The organism is Chryseobacterium sp. LAM-KRS1, from assembly GCF_013184525.1.
GTDB classification, from domain to species: domain Bacteria; phylum Bacteroidota; class Bacteroidia; order Flavobacteriales; family Weeksellaceae; genus Chryseobacterium; species Chryseobacterium proteolyticum.
In genome coordinates this window covers 558,597-585,116 of sequence record NZ_JAAOIZ010000002.1, presented here as the reverse complement: position 1 = coordinate 585,116, position 26,520 = coordinate 558,597, and the positions used below count along the sequence as shown (strand labels likewise).

General features: G+C 36.0%; 10 protein-coding genes. All 10 read left to right on the top strand.

Annotated elements, in window-relative coordinates:
- Positions 1-81: 81 nt before the first annotated feature.
- The 10 genes from G9C87_RS06450 (at position 82) to G9C87_RS06405 (ending at position 26,420) form a co-directional block, all read left to right on the top strand.
- Positions 82-2,256, top strand: coding sequence for a hypothetical protein (locus G9C87_RS06450; protein WP_172279301.1), 2,175 nt, complete (start codon positions 82-84; stop codon positions 2,254-2,256).
- Positions 2,256-5,108 carry a hypothetical protein gene (locus tag G9C87_RS06445; protein ID WP_172279299.1) on the top strand — a complete coding sequence of 951 codons (2,853 nt, stop codon included), beginning with the start codon at positions 2,256-2,258 and terminating at the stop codon, positions 5,106-5,108. The genes G9C87_RS06450 and G9C87_RS06445 overlap by 1 nt, the downstream gene beginning before the upstream one ends.
- 1 nt (position 5,109) lies before the next feature.
- Positions 5,110-5,718 carry a hypothetical protein gene (locus tag G9C87_RS06440; protein ID WP_172279297.1) on the top strand — a complete coding sequence of 203 codons (609 nt, stop codon included), beginning with the start codon at positions 5,110-5,112 and terminating at the stop codon, positions 5,716-5,718.
- Positions 5,719-5,937: 219 nt separating this feature from the next.
- On the top strand, positions 5,938-12,819 hold the full coding sequence (locus G9C87_RS06435; protein WP_172279295.1) for a hypothetical protein: 6,882 nt from the start codon (positions 5,938-5,940) through the stop codon (positions 12,817-12,819).
- Positions 12,820-12,830: 11 nt separating this feature from the next.
- Positions 12,831-19,013 carry a PQQ-like beta-propeller repeat protein gene (locus G9C87_RS06430; RefSeq protein WP_172279293.1) on the top strand — a complete coding sequence of 2,061 codons (6,183 nt, stop codon included), beginning with the start codon at positions 12,831-12,833 and terminating at the stop codon, positions 19,011-19,013.
- An 89-nt stretch (positions 19,014-19,102) separates the two neighbouring features.
- Positions 19,103-20,563 carry a hypothetical protein gene (locus G9C87_RS06425; protein ID WP_172279291.1) on the top strand — a complete coding sequence of 487 codons (1,461 nt, stop codon included), beginning with the start codon at positions 19,103-19,105 and terminating at the stop codon, positions 20,561-20,563.
- Between the two features lie 2 nt (positions 20,564-20,565).
- Complete coding sequence (locus tag G9C87_RS06420) at positions 20,566-22,014, top strand: hypothetical protein (protein WP_172279289.1); 1,449 nt, start codon at positions 20,566-20,568, stop codon at positions 22,012-22,014.
- 2 nt (positions 22,015-22,016) lie between these two features.
- Complete coding sequence (locus tag G9C87_RS06415) at positions 22,017-23,579, top strand: hypothetical protein (RefSeq protein ID WP_172279287.1); 1,563 nt, start codon at positions 22,017-22,019, stop codon at positions 23,577-23,579.
- Positions 23,580-23,847: 268 nt separating this feature from the next.
- A complete protein-coding gene (locus G9C87_RS06410) occupies positions 23,848-24,141 on the top strand; it encodes a GNAT family N-acetyltransferase (RefSeq protein WP_172279285.1) in 294 nt (97 codons plus the stop codon).
- A 158-nt stretch (positions 24,142-24,299) separates the two neighbouring features.
- Complete coding sequence (locus tag G9C87_RS06405; protein WP_172279283.1) at positions 24,300-26,420, top strand: type IA DNA topoisomerase; 2,121 nt, start codon at positions 24,300-24,302, stop codon at positions 26,418-26,420.
- Positions 26,421-26,520: the final 100 nt, after the last annotated feature.

The window sequence follows — 26,520 nt, the reverse complement described above, 5'->3', positions numbered from 1 at the left end:
CTTCATCATTCAGCATCCAGATTTTATTACAGTTACTATTATCACCGTCTTGTCTTTTATCTAACACCAAAAATTACAAAAATGCCACAAACTATTCCATCGGGAAGTTTATCAACAGCTCCCGACAGCAAAGGGCTTAACGTAAGGCCGGACCTGTTACCGGAATCTTTTTTCTTTGCAGAGAAAAGTGCGGTTCTCAATCAGGAAATGTCCGGAAAATTTGGAGCCAATGGGACTGTATTCAGGACCACCTCTAAAGTAAGCTTTACCGGCAAAATATTTACTATTTGCCAGGGACAGGTATTTTTACAACCTTGTGGTACAGATGCCACTAAAGTAAATGCGATCCTGAAGCCTTTTAGTCAGCCGATTAAAGGATTAGCGATCAAATATATTGTATACAGAGGTCTAAACAGATCAGATTTCTTTCAAGGTGATTTGATCACATCAGGAACACCAACAGGCTTTGTAGACGTTATCAAAAAAGAATTTACAGGTCTTTATAATATGCTGGGAATTAGTGTACCACCGTTTACCGCTCAGCATATCGGGTTTCCGGTAGGGAATTCCCAATTAGAAACGGATCTTATAGATGATTATTTCCTTAAGATTTCTAAAGTTCAAACTACTGGAACAACCACCACTGAAACGGAACCTAAAAAAGCTTTTGAATTGCCAATGATTCCAAGAGGAACTCATCTTGGAAATGTTTCGGGAAGCGTGGGTATTGATATTGTATTGAACGAAGGAGACTATACAGTAGCCAATGACCCGAATCCATTTCAGTTGAACCTGGCTTTTGCCCGTAGTGCAGACCATGTTTTAGACCAAGCGATAGGTAATACAGCTTTTAAAAAGAAACTGATTAGAGAAACAGCCACCCAGTTCCTTGATATTGCAGCCTTTTATGGCTTACATACACAGGGGAAAGGGAAGATTCATATGAGTGACAATTCTGTTCTGCAAACGGTAGAAGAAATTGCCAGTCAGATTTCAGGTTTTAAAACTGCTGAAACAACTTATTTGTATATCCAGGGAAGCAGGCAGAGGTCCTATAATTTTTATGGAAATCAAAATCTGGAAGGAAGCACTAATAACATTAGAATTGGAACTACCGTTAACAATATGTCCACAGGGCAATTTGAAGAAGGTTGGCCAGTAAGAGAATTCAATGGGTATCCATCGCTGGTGATCCAGCCGACCACTGATAATAATGATGCTGCAGCTATGTACGTGAAACAAGGGGTTTTGCATGCTGATACTGCTAATGAAGATTACTTCATCAGAGGTAAAAACTTACTTCAGGAAGCAGGTGATGGAATTGATACCAACTTCACAAAGCCTATTATTTTTAGTTTAAGCAGAACAAATGCTAATAAAACGGTTGCTTCATTTATACAGTTGATTTATGAAGGGAAAACGGTGAAAATTACTTCTGAAACTCCTGGTGCCAATCCAGGTGATCCTGTCGTAAGCACAACGTATGATCTGAAAGACATTGATGACATCTTCGGATTAATTAATGTGACTCCGAAAATTCAGTCTAAAGGAGGAAATGAGCTTGTTTATGTAATTGATCAGAATTTACTATTGATTGATTTTGAAAATAAATCAGGAGGAAAAGATATTGCAACGGTAACTACCAAAAAAGTGGAAGATCTGATCATGAAGAATGATACGGAAAGTTTGAAAAGGGTTACTTATGAGACGTTGTTGAATAATATCCGACAGAATACAACAGGCTTTTATGAAAGTAGAAGTGCTTATTTAGATAATTCTAACAGTGGAACAGTTTCCTATAGTGATAAAAGGAATAATTTTTATGGTCCGGAAAAACCATACTATTTAAAAACTGAGATATTTACAAGTGTTGGGGGGGAAACAATTACAGGACTTTCAATACATACACAAGAAAATAAATTATCAAGTAAGAAGTTACTCGGAATTACTAATGAAGAGAATAATGCACTTATATCGATAATCAATCAAAAACAATTAAACAACCCTAAGTTTTTCTTTAAAAATGAATTAAGAGACGATAGCTACTATAGTTCTACTGAAAATATCAGATATAGAAAATATTCTTTAGGAGTACTGGGTGAAGATCAAAATGGGTATCTCATAGTAGTATTTCCTGTATTGAAAATTTATATAAGTACAATTGACAATATGGTATATGCTTCCAATAGTTACTCTAAATGGCTCCCACAAGTAAATTCTAGTTCTTATATAATTAATGTTAATAAAGCGAAATAATGAGTGATATAATAATATTAAATGATGGAATGCCTATATATACAACTGCATTTTCAGAACAACCGAAAATTAATATATTCGGACTAGTAGATGGATTTAAATATGGGGGAGAAAAATATAAATATTTCGATATCGAATATTATATAAGGCCGATAAATTTTAATGGATTAACAATAATGAATCCATTAATGAATGGCTATTATAAAGAAGAGTTATTTTTTAAATATTTATATTATATAAATAATCCTTCAAGTAATGTATATACAGCAGAAACTCTTTTAAAAGAAGGATATTTATCTACTAGTAAATTTAGTCAATATGAAGCCGCTGAAGGTGAAATAGTATCAATTAAAGCAGTTGATTTTTCTAAGCATAATTTTTATTATGAAGAAATGGAATTGAAGTTTAATGTACAGAAAGATGGGAGTGGTAAAATAAAAAGATATGCACAAAATGGAAATCCTGATTTCCCACAAACGGCTCAAGATGGATTAATTTCTAAGACAGTTATTACTACCACTGATTTATCCTCATCTCCAACAGGAAAGTTCTACTTTAAAAATTTTGGAACTCCTCAACAACATTGGAACTTATTAGAATCTTCAAAAGAGAAATTTGATAAAGTTATGACTTTGATTTGTTTTAAAATCTATTGGATTACTTTAGATACATTTCCTTTAATAACAAATAATTTATACGTTGATCAATTGGGTAATGGAACAATAACTGAAACCAATCCCAATGTGACAGAACTAATAAAGGCATTAGCCCAAATAAAAAAAAGTTGGTGTTATTATCAGGATGTTACCCCTTTCTTTGATATTGTAGATCCTAAAATTGAAGAATATAGTACATATTATAGATCATTAGTTGCATTTTCTGAAGAAATTGATAGGATACGTTATGATTTACAAAATAAGAGTGAAAATGAAAAATTGCTTTTAATTTCACAGTTACTTTCAGGTGATGCCCTTAAGATTTTACCATTGTCTACACGTAAGTTTTTAATTAAAAAATATGCTAAACAGAAAAATTTGCTTGATTCTGATGAAGAGCAAGTGTTAAAACTGATTAATACAATTGATATTAGTAATCAGAATGAAGTTAATGATTTTCTAGGGTGGCTAATAGATGATAAAGAAAGAACAGAAACAGGAAGTCAACTACCACCATATTACGAAACCATCTATAGCTTGCTCTATAAAAAGATAGATAATTATCCAGATATTCTAAAAGTAGTTGAAGTTTTTGGAGATAAATCTTTTTCAAAAGATAATAAAACCAGATTTGTAAATGCAATTTTGAGTTTATGGACTGAAAGTAAATATAATCCGTATAAAAATCTTGTTAATGGACAACCTGATTTTAGTTTAATTGACAATAGTACTTATGTTTATGATAAAACTTATAAACATAGTGTTATTATTAATTACATTTCTGAAAAAAAATATGGAATCTATAATGATGATTTTACGTTTGCATTTGATCCTTGGGGACATGGTATTTATTTTATTAGAGATAATAACTATCATTTAGAAGCCTCATCAATTTCTAATCATTTTTATCAACCTGTCACTTTAGTACATTATCCATCTGAATCAGATACAGCAATTCAATTACCTTATAAAGATGGTGAATTTAACGGTACTGTTCCATTATTCTTTTTGAAATATGTTGATGATTATGGAGATGATCAGGATCTCTTTACTAAAATAGGATATTTTGTAGATATTGTAACAATAGCTACTGGTATTGGAGCCCTTGCTAAACTTAGACATTTGAGATATCTCTCACGATTAGGGCAAATATTATTGATTATTGAAACAGTACAACTAGGGGCTGATATAATTAAATTTTTACTAAACTTTGTATGCTCTGATAGTAATGAATTCTGTAAAAAAATTAAAACTATTCTTACATTTTTAGAATTAGCATCAATTGTAGAAGACCCTATTGTAATTGCAAAAATAAGAAAAACTGCTAAGCTTATTGTGGAACAGGCATTAAATGACGGTTGGCCTTCAGACTTTACAATTCCAATTAATGGTGAAACACCTAAACAAAAAATTGAAGAATTAGCAGGAATAAATGATAGCCAGTTTTTTAATGAATATAATGAAAAAGCAAGAACTATTCTTCAAGCAAAGATAGAAGCTGATCCGAAAAATTTTGAGAAATATTATTCCGATAATCAAATGCTTGAATTATTTACTGTTGCATCAAATAAAGGTTTGTCCTCTACCGATATAGCAGGTATAGTTCATCAAGCCTGTAGAAAAAGAGATCCTATTTATATAGCCACAGTTAATGAGCTTAAACAAAGAATTGATAATCTTATAGAAGTTAAACGTAGAGGGTATCCATATCCATTTATTAACAAGGAAAGTTTTGGAAATTATTTAGAAAATAAAATAAAACCATTTATAAGTATGTTTAATTTTCCTAATAATAATATTAAATATGGTGGCTCAGGAATTACATCACAAACAAGTTTTTCTCCAGATGTACAGGATACAGATTGGTGGATATTTCTGGAAAATAAAGATGAGGAGAGAGAATTTCTTAAGGATTTGGAAAACAGATATAATAAATATATTGAAGAAGGCTTAATGGCTGGTGCGAAAGCAAGGAAAAAAATTAAAAGAATGTTAGAACGGTATGCTGTTAAACCACAAATACTTAAAGAGTATGTAACGGCTGTTTATGACGGAAAAGTTGTAGATTTAAGGTCTTTAAAAGAAGACGGTAGCGGATTTATTGAAAATTATTTTGGAGCAACACCTTCTGATATTTCGTTAAAAATAAAGGGTGAAAATGAACCAATACCGAGTATAAAAATAAAATTATTTTAAGATGGCAATAAATATAAAGTTCGAAAATGAATTTGAAAAATTAATTACTTTCAAACAAGCTAATTACATTGATAACTACCATAAAGTTTTTGAAGAGAACGGAATAGTTAAACGTAAAGAAGAATATAAAAATAATATATTAGTAAAAGTTATTTATTATTTAGAAAATACAGATACAGAACAACAAGCTATTTCAAAAATTTTAAATAATTATTTGAATTTATCTGAGGGGTTTGAAATAAGAAAGGTTGAAAATATTGGAATTTACAGAAAGGAACTTAGAAGATTTTTTTCTTCAACAGGAATATATGATAATTTTCAAGAGATTGTATTATTCAATCAACAAGATCTTTTAATTTATGAGAAAGAGGAAGAAACCATAAATGGAATTGTATATTATGATACTAAAAAATACTATTATGGACAAACTTCCAAAGAAAATTATGAGTTTGCATACAATCAAAATGGACAGTTATTATCTATGAGAGGAATTGATCCTCCTTTTGTGGCTGAAAATGATTATTCAATTACATTTGAAGAAATCGAATTCTTTTTCCCTGGATTTTTATCAAATAATTTATATTATATAAATGCTAATATACTTCCGTAAGTGTGTTTTAATTGAATTTATAAAATATATTTTATTGAAGTTTATTGTATTATTTTTTATTTAGAGAAAGTAATAACTGCATAAAGGTCTTAAGTTGACAGTCCGTTAACCTGTCAGAAAATTTCAAACACCCCGTTAAAATTAAGTAAACCCTACTTAATGAGGCTTTTGTTTGCTTAAAATGAAAGCCTTCCACTCACCCAAACACAAATTATTTTTATGTCAAATCAAACACCGGTAACACACAGGTATTACCCGAGGTTATCCTCTGTGGTTACAAAAGACGACATCCCGGACCTTCTGGGATTCTTAAAACCGGGGATTACGAACCTCCTCGATAAAATCTATTATAAAGATTTACAGTATAGTAAAGGACCGAAAGGAGATTCGGCTTTTTACAGCTTATCTGTCGTTTCCAAGAGAATCGATATTGAAATTCCGGGAACGGGGATTTCATTGGTTCTGAACGGAACAGATGACTCCGCTATCTCCGCATTTCCCATTACCGTTGAATACCAATGGAAGATCCTGGCGTATTTGCGCTATTTCAGTTTAGGAAATTTTTCCTTTGAGCCTCAGCAGATCTTCGAGGTGGCACTGAGAGTGCTCAACGTAACGGAAGAACAGGCCATTGCACACTTTGTGAATACATTTGTCACTCCAGCTAATCAGAATACCACACCTCTGATGCAGTTTGCGACTGATATTAATGCTAAACATAATTTAGGACTGGTAGTAAACGAAGCAACTACAATAACAAAAATTGTAGAAGATATCTACCAGAACTCAAATCAAAAATACGCATCCCTTGTTGCTTTTGCAACGTATTTACTTTCAAACGATATTCAGGATACCGCAGAAAAGGTCAAAACTTTCTTCAAAGCATTAATGCCGCAGGATATTGATGAGTTCATCAAAGAGGTAGCCATTCCGAAATTTAAGGCAACCTTAATGTTGTCGGCAGCGATTGAGTTTCCGAGAAGTATTTTAAAACCGGTAAACCCATTAAAACACCCTACTGCTCCCTTAGAGGTCATTGAAGATGAAACTAAAAAAGTAACCCTCAGCTTTGGGGAAGCTTTATTCTATGCGGATACTGAAAAAGGTTTCGGATACAATATGGATCTGGTCCTGAATATGAGTAATCCTGCTCAGATTGGAAACACAGGTTTTATCATCGATATTCACAATCTGAAAATAGACCTGAGCAAAACGGAAAATATTGCTGAAGCCGACGCAGACGGAAGACCTAAGGAATTTATGGGAGTCTACATGGAATACACCGAAATTTTCCTTCCTAAAAAATGGTTTAAAAAGAAAAATCCTGAAGGAAATACCCAACAAACCATAGGTATTTCAGCCAATCATATGCTGATCGGAACCGGAGGACTCTCGGGAAATATTGCCATTAGACCTACTTACGCCGTAAAAACAGTAGGAACAGAAACAAAAGTCGTTGATTATTTCAGCAAGTTTTTTACGCTGGATTATAATAATCTGAAAGTGAAATCCATGAGCAGTTCTAATGAAACAGATATTCATAGCATGGATGAACTGATGACTTTCATGAACGGTTTGGCATCCCCTTCTGAACTTAAGTTCGTTTATCCAATGGGATTAAGAACCGTTGCAGGAGATTACAGGGAATTCCAGAAAGAAGAGGACTATTATAAGTTTCTGGCAAGTCTGTCTGTGGATAGTCTTGATGATGCTAACCGTACCCTATGGTTTAATCTTGGGAAAGATACCGAGAAATCATGGGAATTAGGATTCAGCAAATTTGATATTGATTTCCACCAGGGACAGGTAGTGCATTCCTCATTACATGCCGGACTGAAAATCAAAAAATTCAAAGATTATAACGGCCTGGATATGGTCATTGACGTTGTAGGAGAATGGGAAAGTAAAGAAAATTTCAAACTTTCTGCTGCCATTCTGCCTTTTGGTCTGAAAATGAATCTTTTTAACATCCTTACCTTTTATTTGCAAAGAATAGAAATCGGGAAGAAAAATGATAACTTCTATGTAGAAGCGGATACTAAGATCACCTTCCCTGAAGATTCATTTGGAGAAAGATTGTTAGGAAAAGAAGGAATTGATCTGCCGGCTATCCGTTATTATGCTAACGGTAAATTTGAAATTGCAGGCGGAAGTTCTATCATTCCAACCAATCTTCACCTGAATTTAGGTCCGGTCCGTATGGCGGTTACAGCCATCCATATGGGAACCATACAGCGAATGTATAAAGGGAATATGCGGACCTATAATTATATCGGATTTGATGGTGGGATCAATATCAATCCACTAGGTCTTGATGTAAGAGGTAATGGGGTAAAATACTATTATACTGCTGATAACGATGAGTTCGGTGGAACTAAAGATGATTACTTCCATATTTCAACCTTAGAAGTAGACCTGGTAATTCCGGGAACAGCAAGTGCAAGTGCCGCCGTAGCCATTATCAAAGGGGCTCTTACCATTCCGGAGCCGGGAAAATCCACAGAATACAGAGGAAAAGTTTCTCTTCAGTTACCGAAAATGAATATTTCCGGTTCTGCAGAAATGGCTTTTGATCCTAAATATCCGGGATTCCTGGTAGATGCAAGTGTTGAACTGCCGTTCGTGATCCCATTAGGTTCATTTGGTATTTTCGGATTCCGTGGACTCATCGGATACCGATATGTAGCTGAAAAAGAGGCGATCGGAATGACGGAAAATGACACTTGGTACGATTATTATGTGCATCCGCAGCGAGGAATCAATACAGATAAATTTATCGGGCCTCAGTTTACTCAAAAGTATAGTGCACCGTTCTCCTTTGGAGCAGGAGCTTCCCTGGCCACCTTAGATGGGCGTCTTGCCTCATTACGAGCAATGGTATTGCTTTCAGTACCAAGTATGTTTGCGATTGATGCCGGATTAACGATTATCAGTGAACGTCTTGGATTAACAGAAGATGACCCTAAAGTTCCGCCATTCTACGCATTTGTAATTGTAGGTGATAATTCACTGGAAATTGGAGCAGGAGGTAACTTCCAGCTCAACAAAAATAACGGATCATTCATTGATATTAAGGCCGAAGTTCAGATGGGCTTCTTCTTTAAAAACCAAAGACCATGGTATGTTAATTTCGGAACAAGGGATAAACCGATCAGGGCCAGTCTGTTTAAAGATTCGGTGAATATTAAGGCAGAATCTTATCTGATGATTGCCGCTAAGGGAATTGAAGCCGGAGCAAGAGTAGATTTCAACCTGAACCTGATCATTGTAAAAGTGTATGCCGCTATTGAAGTGGGAGCGCATATCAGTTTTGAAAGGCCACAGGTAGGAGGATATATTTATGTGGAAGGAGGAGCAGAGATCAATCTTTTCATTGTAAGTGTTGCTTTGTTTATCTCTATCTATTTCAGAGTAGAGCTTGTATTTCCGTTCCTGATTCTTGCGGAATTTAAATTCGAGCTCAAGATCAAACTGGCCATTTTTAAAATTAAACTTAAAGTACACTTAAGCATCAAATGGGAGAAAAACGATAAGGTAGATACAAGTGCTGTACCGCCTCTTACTTACGAATCAGACCCACCAGAGATTGATTATCCGAAAGAAGAAAGGTTGAAAAATGCGGTGAAAGGAGTTCATATGTTGACCAGTGAGACCTTCGATCTTCCAGTTGTACAGGTTGGCGATGTTCCGTTACCGGCAATTAAAGATCACGAAAAACTGCCTACCATTCCATTGGATACCTATATCGATATCAAAATTGAAAAAGGACTTATTCCAACTTCTACTGCAGGCGAGAAAATCGGAGGACATACCAACGGAGCAAGTGAATTTACAGATCTTATTCCGCCTCAGAAAACCCAGCCTGGAGGTCACGTCCTTCGCCAGGTGAAACACCAGTATTCCATTGAAGATGTTGAGATTAAAATTCTTAATAAGCAGGGAACTGCATGGAATAAATACAATCCTTACAGAGCCGTGCTGACTCAGAATGAAGCAAACAGCATTGCTAATCTGGATAAATTTAAATTAGGATTCTGGCAGAAGACAAATGATAAGTATGATACCATCAGGATTTTGGCATCTACGCCATTTTCATTCTTAGACTCTGCACAACCGGGATGGTTTATTCCTGAGCAATATGGAATTACACCTTCATCATTATTCTGTACCGAATCTGAAGTTGTATGGCATGAGTCTAATGTAAAAGATAAAGCAGTAGGAACTGTATATTATTCACCTGCAGGAGCACCCTATAACTTAATTAATGGAGCGTACTACAATCTTTTAGGAACAGTATCAGATGCTACTGATTACCTTATGGTTTCCAATGCATCCAATCCACATAACTATCCGAGATCATTAAAGATGACCAATGGAAATACGATGGTCGTTTTACTTCCTGAAGCATCAGCAAGGCTACGATTATTACTTTCTACGATGGCAAGCTCGGTGAAGATCAGATATTATAAAGATGTATTCTCGACTGCTATTTATCAGAGTTATGCTTTGATCGATGAAGTCACAAAGACAAAAGCAGAACTGGGAACAGAGCTGATTTATGAAGCGGCTGATTATGCCGGACAATATGTAAGTAAGATAGAAATTATTCCATATAACGCCAATCAACAGGATATTGACAATATCAATGCACAGATTGATCAGATCTGGGCTAATGCGACTGCAAATACAACCGGTGAGGTAATCAGTATAGTTTTATCTCCTGCAGAACAGGCTGAATACGATGCGCTTGTTGAACAGTTGAAAGAACTGAAAAATGGAGGATGTACTACTTCTCAATGCAACGAACTTGATTTCAATGTGATGCATGTAGAAAATGGATACAACGGAATGTTTGGGGTTCTGAATTTTGATATGTCTAATGTGGCGAATGACTGGACAGATTATGATGTACAATATAGAACGATCACGGGAGAAACGACCGTACCCTATGTTGATTTTAATACACATTCTGTAATATTCCTGTACCTTCCTCACGGTCCGTTAAGTCAATTCATTAAGCACAATTCTGTGATTACTAAAATCTCAGATAAAGGAACTGGAGTAGATGTTTGTTATTCAAGTGATTATCCTAAGGAGACAATCAATAAAGCAGTTATTATTAAGATTAACAAAATCAATCAAAAGCCTGTTAGTCTGAAATTTACACCGGATTGTGGCTGTAATTCAGAACCGGAACCATGTGATAAAGATACCAGACTTTGTAATTTTCTTACCGAACTGATGTATAATCTTAATCAGTGTATTGTTTATCAGGGAGTTGATGGGGTCACACAGCTAAGATACAGCAGAAAATGCTTTATTACCTTCATGGATACGATCTTTAGTTTTGATAAAGACTTCCCGGAATATAATCTTATTCAGGGGATTGGATATGTAAAAGATCTTATCGGAAAACTGGAAGCCTATCTGAATATGGAGGGAGCTACCATATTCGGTGCATTACAATTAACAAAAGAAATCCATGATGTTATTTTTAATCTTGGAAATTGCGGATGTAATAATGATGGTGATGGAGGCGCAGTGTCGAATTGCTATACATTGTTCCACAAAGTGAATTGGATCACGGCGGAAGAATATGAATATCAGCAGACCATCCCATCACAGGATGCTGTAACAGAAGATATGAAGCTGATGCAGGAGGCAATGAGCAAAGTGGTACAGCCGGTTTGGAGACCAAACAGTGTATACTATATCAATCTTAAATTGAAAGATAATGTAAATGGAGATACGCCCCATATCATTAACTATTACTTCGCATTTAAAACAGCAGGCCCTATCGGACACTTTGAAAAGAAAAAGGAAAGCTATATTGAAAATCTTAAAGATGAACATGGAAATCCAATTCCTAATAAGAAGAAAAATATAGATGAATACCCGATTACTTCCCTGAAATCATATATCGATATGAAAAAATCATATCCTAATGTAGACGGAGACCTTCTGATGGCAAAACCATTATTCTATGGTAATGAGCAGAGTAAAATAGTACTTTCATTTACTAAACCTTACATCTACAATATGCTTAAAACATGGGCTGCTCATAATGTAAATGGCATGGACGTAGGTGAGATCAAAGGAAGTGTTAATATCGTGATTAAAGATCCTGTAACGGGTATCAGTGTTCCGTATCCTTTACCTCAAAACTGGACAAAACATGAAACAATACCGGTAACTAAAGAAAGCTGGGAAGAAGACGATCCGAATTTACCATTGGGAATTCAGCAGATGCTTAACTATGTGAATCACGTTAACCAGGGCAATACAGGCATGGCTTGTACTGTTAATCTGGGACAACCTGTACCACCAAAAGCATATAAATATTCAGTTAAATTGGAGGATCTGACTCCGGAAAAACTGTATACAGCCATTATTTATAATGCTTTTGATGATGACGGGGACGGAAATTATAATCCACAGCCCACACCAACACCGGAAGATCCTTACAAAGTGTATGAAGAAAACCAGAAAATTCATGAGTTCGTATTTAGAACTTCAAGATACAGGGATTTCAAAGAGCAGGTAGAAAGTTATAAGCTGAAAGAATATAATGATAAAAATGAAGTAATAGGACAAAAGGATGCTATTTATGAGATAAAAGCAGATCTTAAACAACAGCAGCTTAATGACCTCTATATTTTAGCTTCGGAAGGCATTGAAAATCCAAACTTAAAAGGGCTTGCCAATACCTATTCAGAGGTATTTGACCGCGCTTTTGAAGGAGTAATGGGATTAAAACCATTAAATCCGCCAACTAATACGGAATTTGTTAAAATAGTCAACTCCAATAATGACGTAGTTGCCTTACTCATAAGGAACCCGGAACCGTTCAATGATCCTAGAATTCCATTGGAAGAGGTGAAAAAATGTCTTGTAATTCCTAATGCCTTAGGAAACCATATTGAAGATTTTCAACTCATTTATGCTAAAGACTATTCTCAGATTTTAGTGGTACATAAGAGCAACAAAATCAAAGACCTGAAATTAAAACTACAGTTTAAGTATAAATCCTGGGATGGATCAGCTTATACTGAATTTCCGGGAAGTGGAGTGACAATCAACGAATTACAAATAAACAATTAATTAAATCTAAAATGAGTTTTTTTAAATATCATAATTATAATACTTCGAACGCTAAAATCAACTTTACCCATAGAGATAATGGTAATGTTTTTCATGCAGGAGATTTAGAAAAGGCGGGAGTAGTTACTGTTCTTAAAGAAAACGGAAAACTTCTGTGGAGTAAAAGTTATTCTAATCCCGACAGAGAAGTAAGCTTTAAAAAAATCATTTCAGTCTCAGGTAACTATGTTATCCTGGGGCTGGAAGATCAAGTGACCCCTTTTCTTTTATGTATCAACATCAAAGGTGATGTGATCTGGTATAGGAACTTTCCTGCAAATCCTACCCAGGAAGATGCCTTATTTGCAGAAGCATACGGAGATCTCACTTATCTTGCTTTTTTTGATCTTAAATATCAGAATAATTATATTATCGCAATAAATGCGACCGGAGATATTGTAATCAGCAGAAATATTGTTGATACTATAGGAGGTGCAAATATTCAGATTTCAGGTCTAGCAATTTATAATGGTAAAATTTATATCTGTGGTAATGAAAATGGACTGGGAACTGTTATTAGTACAAATCCGGACTTTACCACAACTACATCAAGGTATACCTATCATTCGAACGGGGCAACAGTTTCCTTGGACGGAATATACTTTCAGAATAACAAGATCTATGCATCAGGGGTATGGAATAATGGTCCTGCTCTTGTTCTTCCGGACCAAAATATTGGATATTTCTACAAACCTAATACAGGCCTGAAAACGCGTTTTTCATTTGGACAAAATAACTTCTATATATGCAATGAAAAGAGCCAGATTGCATGTTCCAACTATAATCATTCAATTGAATTTATCAAGCAACTGAGTGTAACCACCTCTGTAATAGACAAAGTGGATGGAGACACCCTATTAATTCATGGAAATGCAGATTCACACGAGTATTCAGGTTTTATTCAGGGTGATATTACAAACTGTAAATCATTCCCCATACAATTGTGGCAGCCCGATCTTTACAATATGAATATGAAAGGAGCCAGCTATGGTTTCAAGAATATCTACCTGAGTATGGATACCAGTGACTTGAAAGTTAATACCACCTCCTATACGAATATGAGCATTTGTGATGACGATGGAAGCGGAATTAATTTTGATGAATTTTCAGGACTTCAGACTCCTAATTTTTATCTCCAGGCAGCCGGATCTAAAGGAGATGATAGTACAAAAGGGATTCACCTGAGATGGGGGTTTGGCGGTAAGCTAGGTGAAAATCACCTTCCTAAGGGGAATTTGGCATCATCAGATTACAATTTCAATAAACCTGAAGATTTTGTGAAAATTTATAGGACAGCCTATAAAAAAGCAGTTTTTACATTAGACTTTAATACTCCTCCCCAGCTTGTTGACGATAACCAGAAGATGTGGGTGTATAAATTCAATAACAACAAAAGGATTTTTTATGTCTATTTTAGAAATAAAACAAGATACAATCAGGTAAGACAGTCGGTTGATCCATTGGCAGATCCGCTTAAATTTATAAGTGTATATGGATATGAGCTGATAGAAGTTCTTTGTAAAACTGATATTTTCTTTGCTGCAGAGCTGGAGGTAAATAATCAACAGCAAGATTCTGTTATTGATATGGAAGCACTTTCTGTAGCTGAACAAAGTAATCCTTCCCAACAGCACCTTTCGTATAGAATTAATTTATATGGAAGTGAAGTTTCTACATCGTATTTTAATGCAGAAAATGCAAAAACACTAAGATTTAGAGCCGACAAATGTCTTGTTTCCTTGATTAAATTTGAATTTTATTCGGACTTTATTATCAGCAGAAATCAAGCGAATGCCTGGACAGAATTAGGACAGTTTTCCCTGACATCAGAACCGGATGAAGCATTTTCCAGATTAGATCCTCTTCCTCAGGATAACCCGGTTCACGGTGCATGGTTACGATATAACGATGGAGCTTATGTAAATACGGAAAATTACAAAAGAAAATGGGAACATCCATCTCAAGGACCATTAGACAGGGATATACAGACTGTTATTAAGAGGTATGTAGAGCTTAGTGATAATCAGCCGAATCCAAAAGCCAATGAAACGATTTCGATTAACCTTTCACCTACAGGCTCCCAACAGGTTGTTGATATAAGTACCAATCTTCCGGAACAAGGCGATATGGAGGTTTCCAACCTTGATATTCTGAATATTGCAGCCCTTGATTATCATGTGGCCAGAATGCTGGGATTGGGTCATCTTGATATCAATAGTGATGTTTTCGGAAACGAGTATATCTATATTGCAGAATATTATACCAATCAAAATCTGGATATTAATACGTCTGACAAGACCTATCAGTTGCTTTCCATGTCTCTTCCTGTCTCTACAGAAATCGAAAGGCTTTCATTGCCTGTAAAACTACTGAAGCTTAATAAAGGAATGGACTCTGATAATCCGCAATCTGCTGGCTTATATGATAGTGAAGGCTATTCTCATAATGGAAAATATCGTTATGTCAGTATTTATAATATACAGATTCCTGATCTTGAAGTAAACCCGACATTCTTTGGATCCTCTCAAAGATTTGATGCCTCTTCATTCACGTTTCCAGTGTATGCAGGTCTGGAATACCGTTTGGTAGAACCTGGGAAAACAGATGATTTTATCTGGTTCAAACCAGAGTTGTGCCATGATACCAAGTACTCAAACATCGATACGACGGTAAATTCTTTTGAAACGTTGCCGATCCAGATTCCGGATACTTATACTCCATTGTACATGCATAAACAGGACAAAAGTGGAACGTATTTTTATAAAGGATACGGGATCAATTGGTTCTCCAGGGCACAAACAGGAGGAGAAGAACTGTCAATTGATACCAACATCAAGCCTAACAACAGGCTATTACCTCCAACGGCAACAACAGCTTTCCTTATCCAGAAAGAATATCCTGTGACATTAACTTCTCAGAGTGAGCAGAATCGTAGACAGGCTATTACAGATTCTGATAAAACATTGGTAAGATTGGGCTTTGACCATCATATTTATCAGGACGAAATTGTATACCCTATTTCATTTGATTCCACATTGCCGGATGATTATTATCTGAATCCGGATACCATATTTCCAGATAATAAAGAAGTTATGGCAGATGAAGTAGAGATTTTCTATAGAAATTATACAATGAGAGAGATTTCTGCGAAAGTATCCGGTATCAGTCATCATCCGAATAATCAGCTTTTAGCAGAGATTAAAACGGTAGATTATATCCTTCCAAGTTCAGGTGGAACTATTGCTCCGGGATCAAGTATGCCTGCTCAACCTTCAATTCCTTTACATATTTTAAAATCGGAAATCCCGGCAGGAACAACCATTAATGATTTTATCGGAGGAATTTTCTTGCTGGACGGTGAAAGCTATATCATTAACGGAATCGAGGTGGAATCTTCAGGATTAAAGTTTACAGTATTTAAAAAAGCACCAAGTGCGGCTATTATAGCGGGTACTTCACCGGTAATCGATCAGAGCAGTCTTGTACTTCCTACATTCAGTCCCGGAACTGAAGGATTGTTCAGTGCTACCGAAAATATGCAGAATACACCAACATGGGGACCAAAAAATCCTAACTCATTAAAAGTGAAGATTGGGACTAATGACTGGGGAATCCACAGAGAAGTAATCAGCACACATCAGTCGGATGGATCTGTACAGAGATTTTTAGAAAAGAGCAGAGGTTTTTGGAAAAATGCTCAGGTTCATAGACATTATGAGAAAATTGCAAAATATCAAAACAGTATGGGTGTCGTTACTGACGATCCTGCTCAGGGTAAAGAAGTACATCGCGGCGTTTATAAAATTACCTTCCCTGGTTTTAAACTTGCACAGCATTCACAGTTTTCTGCAACTTCCGACTCTGTAGAGTGGTTTAACGGAATTGTCAGAATGTTTACTTATGAACATTTTGGTGCGGCACCAAGCGATTCACGTTCTATATTCAAAGTTGTACGTACGGAAAATATAGGAACCAATAAAGATCTGGTACTGTATGTTTATGATGAAAATTTTGAAATAAAAGAAGATAGCCAGCATAAGCCAGTATTCGTATTTAACGATGGAAACGACTTTCCAATGAAGTTGTCTGATCCTTTAATGGGGAATGATGTTGAAATTAATTATTATCCTTCTTATAGAATATATTTATATAAGAATGAGGCCAATAATTTGAAAGAAGAAGTTATTCTTCCGCCTGAAGGAGAAGATGTGAGATATTCTATGTTCGGGTTTAAGAGTGTTGACAATGACAATGTGGACATGCAAGGCGCTAAGTACAAATCCAAATTCAGCGTACCGGCTATAATGTTTGCCAATAGAATTGTAGATCCTAAACCACCAAGGAAGCCAAAAGGTTCTATGTATGCAACCAGACCGGATAAATTCGGAAAATCAACCTACAGCTTTATTACGGAGTATGAGCATAAACCATATTCAGTACAGTTCTTCAGAGCGAATAATGCAGTATTGTTAGCTTCTTTATATGAATCGTTAAAAATTGAGGAAATAAAAAATAACCTTAATGCTCTTGGAGGTAATGATGAAGAGTTTTTTACTGATAGGTGGATGAATTTTGTGGATTTTGAAATGCTTCTTAATACAACAAAAACAGAATTTGAAGCATTCCCTCCCGATAGCCCTTTGAAATATGCTCTGCCACTTCCGAACAGTACCGTATTATTTGATGCAATTAATTATTTTATTGTGAATCATAACAAACATTTTGGGCTACAAACAGGACAAAGCGGATATGCTAACTTATTAGATGAAACCAAATGGAAAAATGGTCAATATCCAATTAATTATCGTGTGATTGAGGCTATTCCTGGCCAATCAGATGAATTACGTTTAGGGCACTTTATTAAAGAAGCGATGATTAACTGCTTCCTGCCCCTTACAGAAGTACCGATTATTTATCAGCAGATTCATAATTTTGATTTCAATGATATAACAGGTCACAGACCTAAAAATAAAAAACAGAATATCAGGGATGCTTCAGGATATTTATTGCCTACCAGTCATGCGGATTTTGATATGGCTCCTATGGCAGCTATATACAACCAAGGTCAGGGAGGAACTGCCCATTCAACTCTGTTTACCGATTTTACGATTGATGGTGCCTCCGATAACTTCTACTTCTATGGAGTAAGAGAATTAGGAAACCAATTGCAGATGGGAGAGTTCAGTAAATTCCAGGGACCTATTAAACTGGTTAATACTAATCCTGCTGAACCACCAAAGATCTTAAGCTTATTACCAATAGTAGATAATGCTACATTAGGAATTCCTGCAAAAGTAAGGATTGAAGTGAACTCTTATACTGATGTACACAAGATCAATGAAATTTCTATTTACAGGGCAACCAATAAGCTGGATGCAGATTCCATATTGAGTATGAAACACATCAAATCTGTAGAAATTGCTGATGTGGAAGTGAATCCTGAAAATGGTTCATGGACGGTGTATGACGAGTTTGAAGATCTGGATGAAAAACCTTACGGTGATCCACTTTTCTATCGTGTAGTTGCTTCCAGAAAAGTAGAGTACAACACAATAGATTATAACGTATCACCACCTGCTAATAAACTGGTACAGGAGCAGGCACCATCATTACCTTCAAAGACAACGGTAACCATGTTGGTGGAAAATTATAATCCACCGGCACCTGTACTGAGATATCATTCTGAACCAGTAGATTCTGATATGATCAACTGGGTGATCTTATCCTGGGATCAGATTTGCTATAAAGGAAAATACCATCTTTATAAAATGAGTCCTCTGGGTAACTGGAAGGAAATTGCCAGAATAGATACGGATGAAAAAGATACTACAAAAGCAAATCTATACGTCTTTGGCAATAATCCGGCAACTAATACTGAAGAATGGTTCTTTAAAGAAACATTCGATATGACCGGAAATGAGTTTTTCCTTCCTGTAGAAAAATTAGGACTAGATCCTATGAAGATTAAAGATGCAGAAGGAAGGGTACTTTATCATCACTTCAAAATGGTGTCTCAGAATACATCGAATATGTTCAGTACCGAAGAAAAAATTCTGACAATCTATAAAGAAGAGACCTGGATGGATATCAGTGGAATTTCTCACGACGGAACAGACGGAATGATCTTACAGGGAACTTTCATTGTGAGACCTTAATTAACCCTTCAATTAATAAAGATTCAACAGTTTCTCCTTACCAGATAAGATAGGAAAGGGGAAACTGTTTATCAAAAAACAAAAAAATTATGGCAAAAAAAACAATAGCAGCTTTGAAAGAATATTTTAAAGCAGGAAAGCGGCCGACAGAAAGCCAGTTCGGGGATTTACTGGATAGCTTTGCCAACTTAGATGATAAAATTATTTTCCCTGATAATTATAAACATAAAGATTTATACTTTGAATTTCCTCATCAGCAAGGTGATATGGCTGTGGATGTTCTTTTAGGAAATAATTATCTGAATGGAAGTATTGAAGTTGAAGTTACAGGTACATTTTCACATCAGACAAGTGTTGGTATTATAAAAAAACAATTTGAAGTAGGGCTTAATCCTGATGGAAATGTCTGGTATCCTACTACAGCCAGAGTAGTGGAAGCAGCAGGAACCATTTTAGAAAGTATTTACATTGGAGATATTGTATGGGACTCCGCAAGAAATGAATATAAATTCACTATTTATCATACAAGCCCCAATCAAAACCCATATGCTGTAAGAATCAAACAGTTTTCTTATGATAAGGCATTTGTAGATCAGGCAAGGCTTTCTGATATATATGTTAAACCATTAGTTGAGCAAAAAAAGCATTCAGTATATTATAATGGAAACATTGGAATAGGAACTGATAACCCAAAATCTAAACTGGATGTATGGGGTAATGTTCAGGCTGGTAGAAGTGATGCTACAGAAGGAATCAATGCATTTTCCATCCGTTATGAAAATGGATCTGTAAACAATTGGGGATCATTAAGAAGTGGCGCAGAAACTTACATGGGTTATGGCGTTAAAGCTGATAATCAGACGGCTTATGGCTGGCTATCAGGTAATGGATCTTACGCTGGTTACAAGACAGCGGTGACGGTTGGTGGTGAAGGAATTAAATTTTTATCCTCTAACTATGTGCAAGCTGCCCAGGATTCTCCCGTTGCGATGTCAGAACTTATGAGGATAGTCCCGAATGGAAATGTTGGAATTGGCACAGATAACCCACAACAAAAATTGGATGTACGCGGAATTATGGTATCACAAGTTAGTAGTAATGAAGGAGGAGCTCTTCTCTTACAAAATCCAGCCAAAACAGCATCTGGTACAGCTCACCAATGGGCAATCTACAATATGACAGGAGGCTATGGTAATGGATTACAGTTCTGGAGTTATTCTACAGATGGATCCTATGGACCAAGGTTGTTCTTATCAGATGCGGGTAATATGGCCTTATATGGTAAAATTGAAGCAAAGGATGTGGTCATTACTGCGACACCCACTGCGGACCATGTCTTCGCATCGGATTACCATTTAAGAGAGATCGGTGATCTTGAAAAATTCATCTCCGAAAAAAGTCATCTTCCGGAAATCCCTTCTGCAAAAGAGATGACAGATAATGGACTGTCAGTAGGAGACTTCCAGATCAAATTGCTTCAGAAAATAGAAGAATTAACATTATACATGATCTCCATGAAAAAAGAGATCGATGTTTTAAAAACAAATTAATTATGGCGAAAAAAACAATTACAGAATTAAAAAATTATTTTAAAGCTGGAAAAAGGCCTACTGAAGCACAATTTGGTGACGTCATGGATAGCTTTGCCAACCTGGAAGACCCACAACTGTTTCCTAAAAATTACATTAAAAAAAGACTGGATCTTAATTTTCCTCATGATGTATCGGATCAGGCTGTGGATATTCTTTTGGGCAACAGGGGCATGTCAGGAGCTCTTGAAATAGAAATTGTAGGAACATGGATGTATGTCAATAGTGTAGGAAATATCAAAAAATTGTTTCAGGTGGGATTCAATCCGGATAACTCGGTTTGGTATACGCCCACTTCAAGAATCGTGGAGGCGGGAGGTCCTATTATTAATCATATTTATGTCGGGGATGTAGTATGGGATGCTAATATTAATCAATATAAAGTAACTATTTATCACACCCATTATGCCGGAAATATATATGATATCAGAATTACTTATCATTGCCCTTTTGATACGCAGGATTTTAGTGAGGTAAAGCTTTCTGATATCTACACTAATCCTCTTGCAGGGCAAAGAATACATTATACCCATTATAATGACAATTTTGGGGTAGGTGTTTCACTACCGGAAGCAAAACTTCACGTAAAGACCCTTCCTGGTCAAGGAGATACTAATTATACTTCAGGCCTGTTTGATCGAAACGATGCTGCAGGAGGAAGCAATAAATTATCCATCAGATATCATTCGACTGCTGATCTTGAAGTTAATTCAGGTTTTACCGGCTCGGGCTTCAGGTTTGGTACATACAGTGACTTTAATATTGTAAATAACGGTTTAAGTGATACATACGGAGCGATTAATTTTGTAACAAATGCAGCTGTAAGGCTATCTGTACAGCCTAATGGAAATGTAGGAATAGGAACCTCAGCTCCACAGGCCAAACTGAATATTGTATCATCTCCAAAGAACCCTGATCAAGAAGGAACTTTGATATTAGGAGATGTTTCTCAGGTGAATATGAGGTTCGGAAGTAATGAGCAGTACAACTGGATACAAAGTCATGCATCATCACCACTATATATTAACCCTCTTGGGAATAATTTGATTCTGAACAGAGACGCCGGTAATGTGGGAATTGGAACCCAGAATCCGGATCAAAAGCTAACTGTAAAAGGAAAAATACATGCAGAAGATGTAATTGTAGATACCAATGTTCCTGCCGACTATGTATTTCAAAAGTATTTTGATAATACTTCTTCCATCAGACCGGATTACCAAATGCTTTCTTTAAACGAACTGGAATCCTTTGTAAAAGAAAATAAACATCTTCCGGAAATTCCATCCGGGGATAATATTCTGAAAGAGGGAGTTACGGTCGGAGACTTCCAAATGAAATTGCTTCAGAAAATTGAAGAACTTACTCTTTATATAATCTCTCTGAAAAAAGAGATTGATTCAAAACTTAATTAATTATGGCAAAAAGAACAATAGCACAATTAAAAAATTATTTTAAAGCAGGAAAAAGACCTACAGAAATCCAATTTAGCGATCTTATGGATAGTTATGCACATTTGGATGACCCTGCAATATTTCCAAATAGCTTTAAATATAAAGACTTCTCTGTTAGATTTCCTAATCAGGAAAGTAATTTGGCGGTAGATATATTATTGGGAACCACCATCAACGGGAATGTAGAAATACATATCGTTGGTGCATGGAATAGTGAAAATACCGTAGGTATTATTAAAAAACAAATTATTGTTGGTGCAAATCCTAGTGGTGGTATCTGGTACCAGCCTGTATCGAGAATCATAGAAGCTTCAGGCCCCATTACAGATCATATTTATCTTAGTGATATTGTATGGGACAGTTCTATAGGGCAATATAAAGTAACGGTATATCATACACGCCAATCAGGAAACGTATATGCGATAAGACTTATCCAGCATTGTAATTCAACGGCTTTAATTGATAAGGCTGTATTGTCCGATATTTATACCAATACACTGACGGGACAAAATAAACATTATGTCAATTATAATGATTATGTGGGAATAGGAACCAAAAAACCACTTGCTCCACTGGATGTTCAGGGGCGGGTTCTATTAAATGCCGGATCCGCTGTCGTAAGTGGTGTAGGAATTGTTGGGTATACGACCCAATGGTCAAGGGGATATCATTTTGTGTCACCTGATAATACACAGCATTTGGGAGGTTTTGGAGCTTTAGGCACCAATAATCAGATTGATCATTATTATATAGGAAAGTATGGAAGCAGTATTGCGAAATTTTCCGTTGGTGATGATCGCGTTTTCCTTAGAGGGAATGTAGGAATCGGAACAGAAGCGCCTGCAACAAAACTGGATGTCGTAGGAGAAATTCAGGCCGGAGCAAAATCTGCCACAGAAGGAGTAAATGCTTTTGCGATAAGATATGAGAACGGATCTTTTAATAACTGGGGGTCATTAAGAAGTGGTGCTGAAACCTATATGAGTTACGGAGCAAAAGCATCACCTACCACAGCTTATGGCTGGGTATCCAGCAATGGTAGTTTTTCAAACTATAAAACGGCTATTACTCTCGGAAACGAGGGAATGAAATTCCTGGGAAGTGCCAGTGCGCAAAGCAGCCTTAATTCACCTGTTGTTATGAATGAATTCATGAGGATCAGCACTAGCGGAAATGTAGGAATAGGAACAAAGAATCCTGATCAAAAGCTAACCGTAAAAGGAAAAATTCATGCTGAAGATGTGATCGTAGATACCAATGTTCCTGCAGACTATGTTTTTCAGAAGTATTTTGATAATAAGTCTTCTATCAGACCAGATTATCAAATGCCTACGATCAATGAGCTGGAATCCTTTGTAAGAGAAAACAAGCACCTTCCTGAAATTCCATCGGGGGATAACATAATAAAAGATGGAGTGAAAATCGGAGATTTCCAGATGAAATTACTTCAAAAAATCGAAGAACTTACGCTCTATATGATTTCCCAGAACAAAGAAATTGAAAATTTAAAAAACATGATCAATTAGTTAATTTTCAAAGAAGTCAATTTGAAGATTTTTTGAATAGATAATTGATGTGAAGTAATTTATTAAACTATAACCTTAATTCTAAATTCTATTAGAAGATAAACCTAATCCCTTTTAAACTTCGGTTTAAAGGGATTTTTGATTTTGTAAACCCATTTGGAATACAATAAATATAAAATACAGAGAAGTTATCATAGGATATGACGTAGTACAAACAATCATTCTATCTTTACTTTATTAAATAGTAAAACAGATAAAAAATATAGAAATGGAAAGAACAGAAGTAATTATTAATACACACAACAGGGGAGAAGTTCAGTTATTTTCTGATGATCAGAAGATAGGAAAAATGGATATCTCAGTTATTGGACAAAAATTAACCGTTTATCATACAGAGGTAGATCCTGAACATGAAGGAAAAGGTTTTGCTAAAATACTATTGGAGAAACTTGTTTCTTATGCCAGGGAAAATAATTTGAAAATAGTTCCTCTATGTCCTTATGTTTTTGCGCAGTTCAAAAGACATCCGGAAGAATATAATGATGTCTGGTTGAAAGAATAAATATAATAATTGATTAAGCTTCCTGTGGGAGCTTTTTTTGTACTTTATAATGATCAGTTACCAATGTTTAATCTTTTCCCGGTATTGATTAGCTATAAGTTTTTTAAAGTCAAAAAAAATCCCGATTTTTGCAACCCTTTCAATAATCCCGAACATTCATGAAACTTTGTATTGCCGAGAAACCCAGTGTTGCCAGAGATATCGCCAAAGTTTTAGGTGCTACTACACCTAAACAGGGCTATATGGAAGGAAACGGCTATTGTGTAACCTGGACATTCGGACATTTATGTACGCTGAAAGAACCGCATGATTATGGTCCGCAGTACAAATCCTGGAATCTGTTTTTATTACCGATCATTCCCAATAACTTTGGAATAAAACTGATTCCGAATAAAGGAGTTGAAAATCAGTTTAAAGTAATTGAAAAACTGGTGGAAGAATGTGATGAGGTCATTAACTGCGGGGATGCCGGACAGGAAGGAGAATTGATCCAGCGTTGGGTATTGCAGAAGGCAAAGTGCAATAAGCCGATTCAACGATTATGGATTTCGTCCCTAACCGAAGATGCGATTAAAGAAGGATTTGCTAACCTGAAACCTGCGGAAGATTACAAAAATCTGTACCTGGCTGGAAATGCCAGAGCTATCGGAGACTGGTTGCTTGGTATTAATGCAACACGCTTATTTACGAAAAAATTCGGAGGGAATAAAGCCGTTCTTTCTATCGGCCGGGTACAAACTCCAACCCTGGCAATGTTGGTTCAGCGTCAGAAAGAAATTGACGCTTTTACCACAGAAGAGTATTGGGAACTTAAAACGAAATACCGCGATGTTATTTTCAATGCTGCGATTGATCGTTTAAAGACACTGGACCGGGCTGAAAAAGGATTGGGATATCTTAAAGTAAATCCCTTTGAAATCGTTTCATTTGAGATCAAAGAAGGAAAAGAAAAGAACCTGAGGCTTTTTGACCTTACGGGACTTCAGGTGGAAGCGAATAAAAAATACGGATATTCAGCCGAAAATACGCTTAATTATATTCAAAGCCTTTATGAAAAAAAGCACGTGACTTATCCGCGTGTGGATACTACGTATCTATCTGAAAATTTATATCCTAAAATAGAAGGAATTCTTCGGAAAATGTACTTTTATCAGGATTTAATTGCTCCACTATTGGAAGCTCCTATACCGAAATCCAAAGCTGTTTTTGATGATTCGAAGGTAACGGATCACCATGCAATTATTCCCACCGAAGTTCCACCATCCCAGAACCTGAGCAGGGAGGAAAAGCTTATTTATGATCTGATCGCCAAGCGTTTCATTTCTGTTTTTTATCCCGAATGTAAAATTTCCAATACATTGGTAGAAGGAAAAGTTGGAACTATTCCTTTTAAAACAAGCGGAAGACAGGTTTTAGAGCCGGGATGGAGAGCTGTATATGCCAAAGAACCGAAAGAAGAGTCTTCAGATAAGGATAAAGAAAAAGAAGAAGAGCAAACCATTCCGGAATTTACAGTAGGAGAAACGGGCCCCCATGATCCAATGATCCATCAGGGAAAGACATCCCCTCCAAAACCATATACCGAAGCAACGTTGTTAAGGGCAATGGAAACTGCCGGAAAGCAGGTTGATGATGAAGAGCTGCGTGAAATGTTGAAAAACAACGGGATCGGAAGACCTTCTACCCGGGCCAATATCATAGAAACTCTTTTCAAACGAAAATATATTGAGAAGAAAAGAAAAAATCTTATTGCGACGCACACCGGAATTCAACTGATCGATACTATTGAAGATGAATTGCTGAAAAGCCCTGAACTTACGGGAGAGTGGGAGTTAAAGCTTAGGAAAATAGAAAGTGGTGAATATGAAGCCAATCAGTTTAAAGAAGAACTGATCCAGATGGTCTCTGAACTTACAAGAAAAGTAGTGGACGGAAAAGGAAAAGTGATCACTTTACAGGAAGAAGAGAAAGTGGTTGAAAAGAAAAAACGAGAACCTGCTCCCAAAAAGGAACTTCAGTCTTTTGAGGAAACAAAATGTCCGAAATGCAAAGAACACAATCTGATTAAGGGGAAAACCGCAGTTGGATGTTCAGATTTTAAAAATTGTGGTTTTAAAATACCGTTTGAGCTCTTTGGAAAAAAGTTATCAGAAAAACAACTTCTGGATCTTATTCTTAAAGCAAAAACATCTAAATTAAAAGGTTTCAGTACGCATCCGGATGCCCTTACGGAAGGTGTCCTTTCATTATCTGATGATTTTACGGTGCAACTAGGTTAACTCACATTATCATTGTGAACTAAAGATTGTTGATTAATCACAAGAGGACAAGATCTTTCTAATCTTTGATGTTTTAAATGTTTGCGTTTACCTTAAAAAG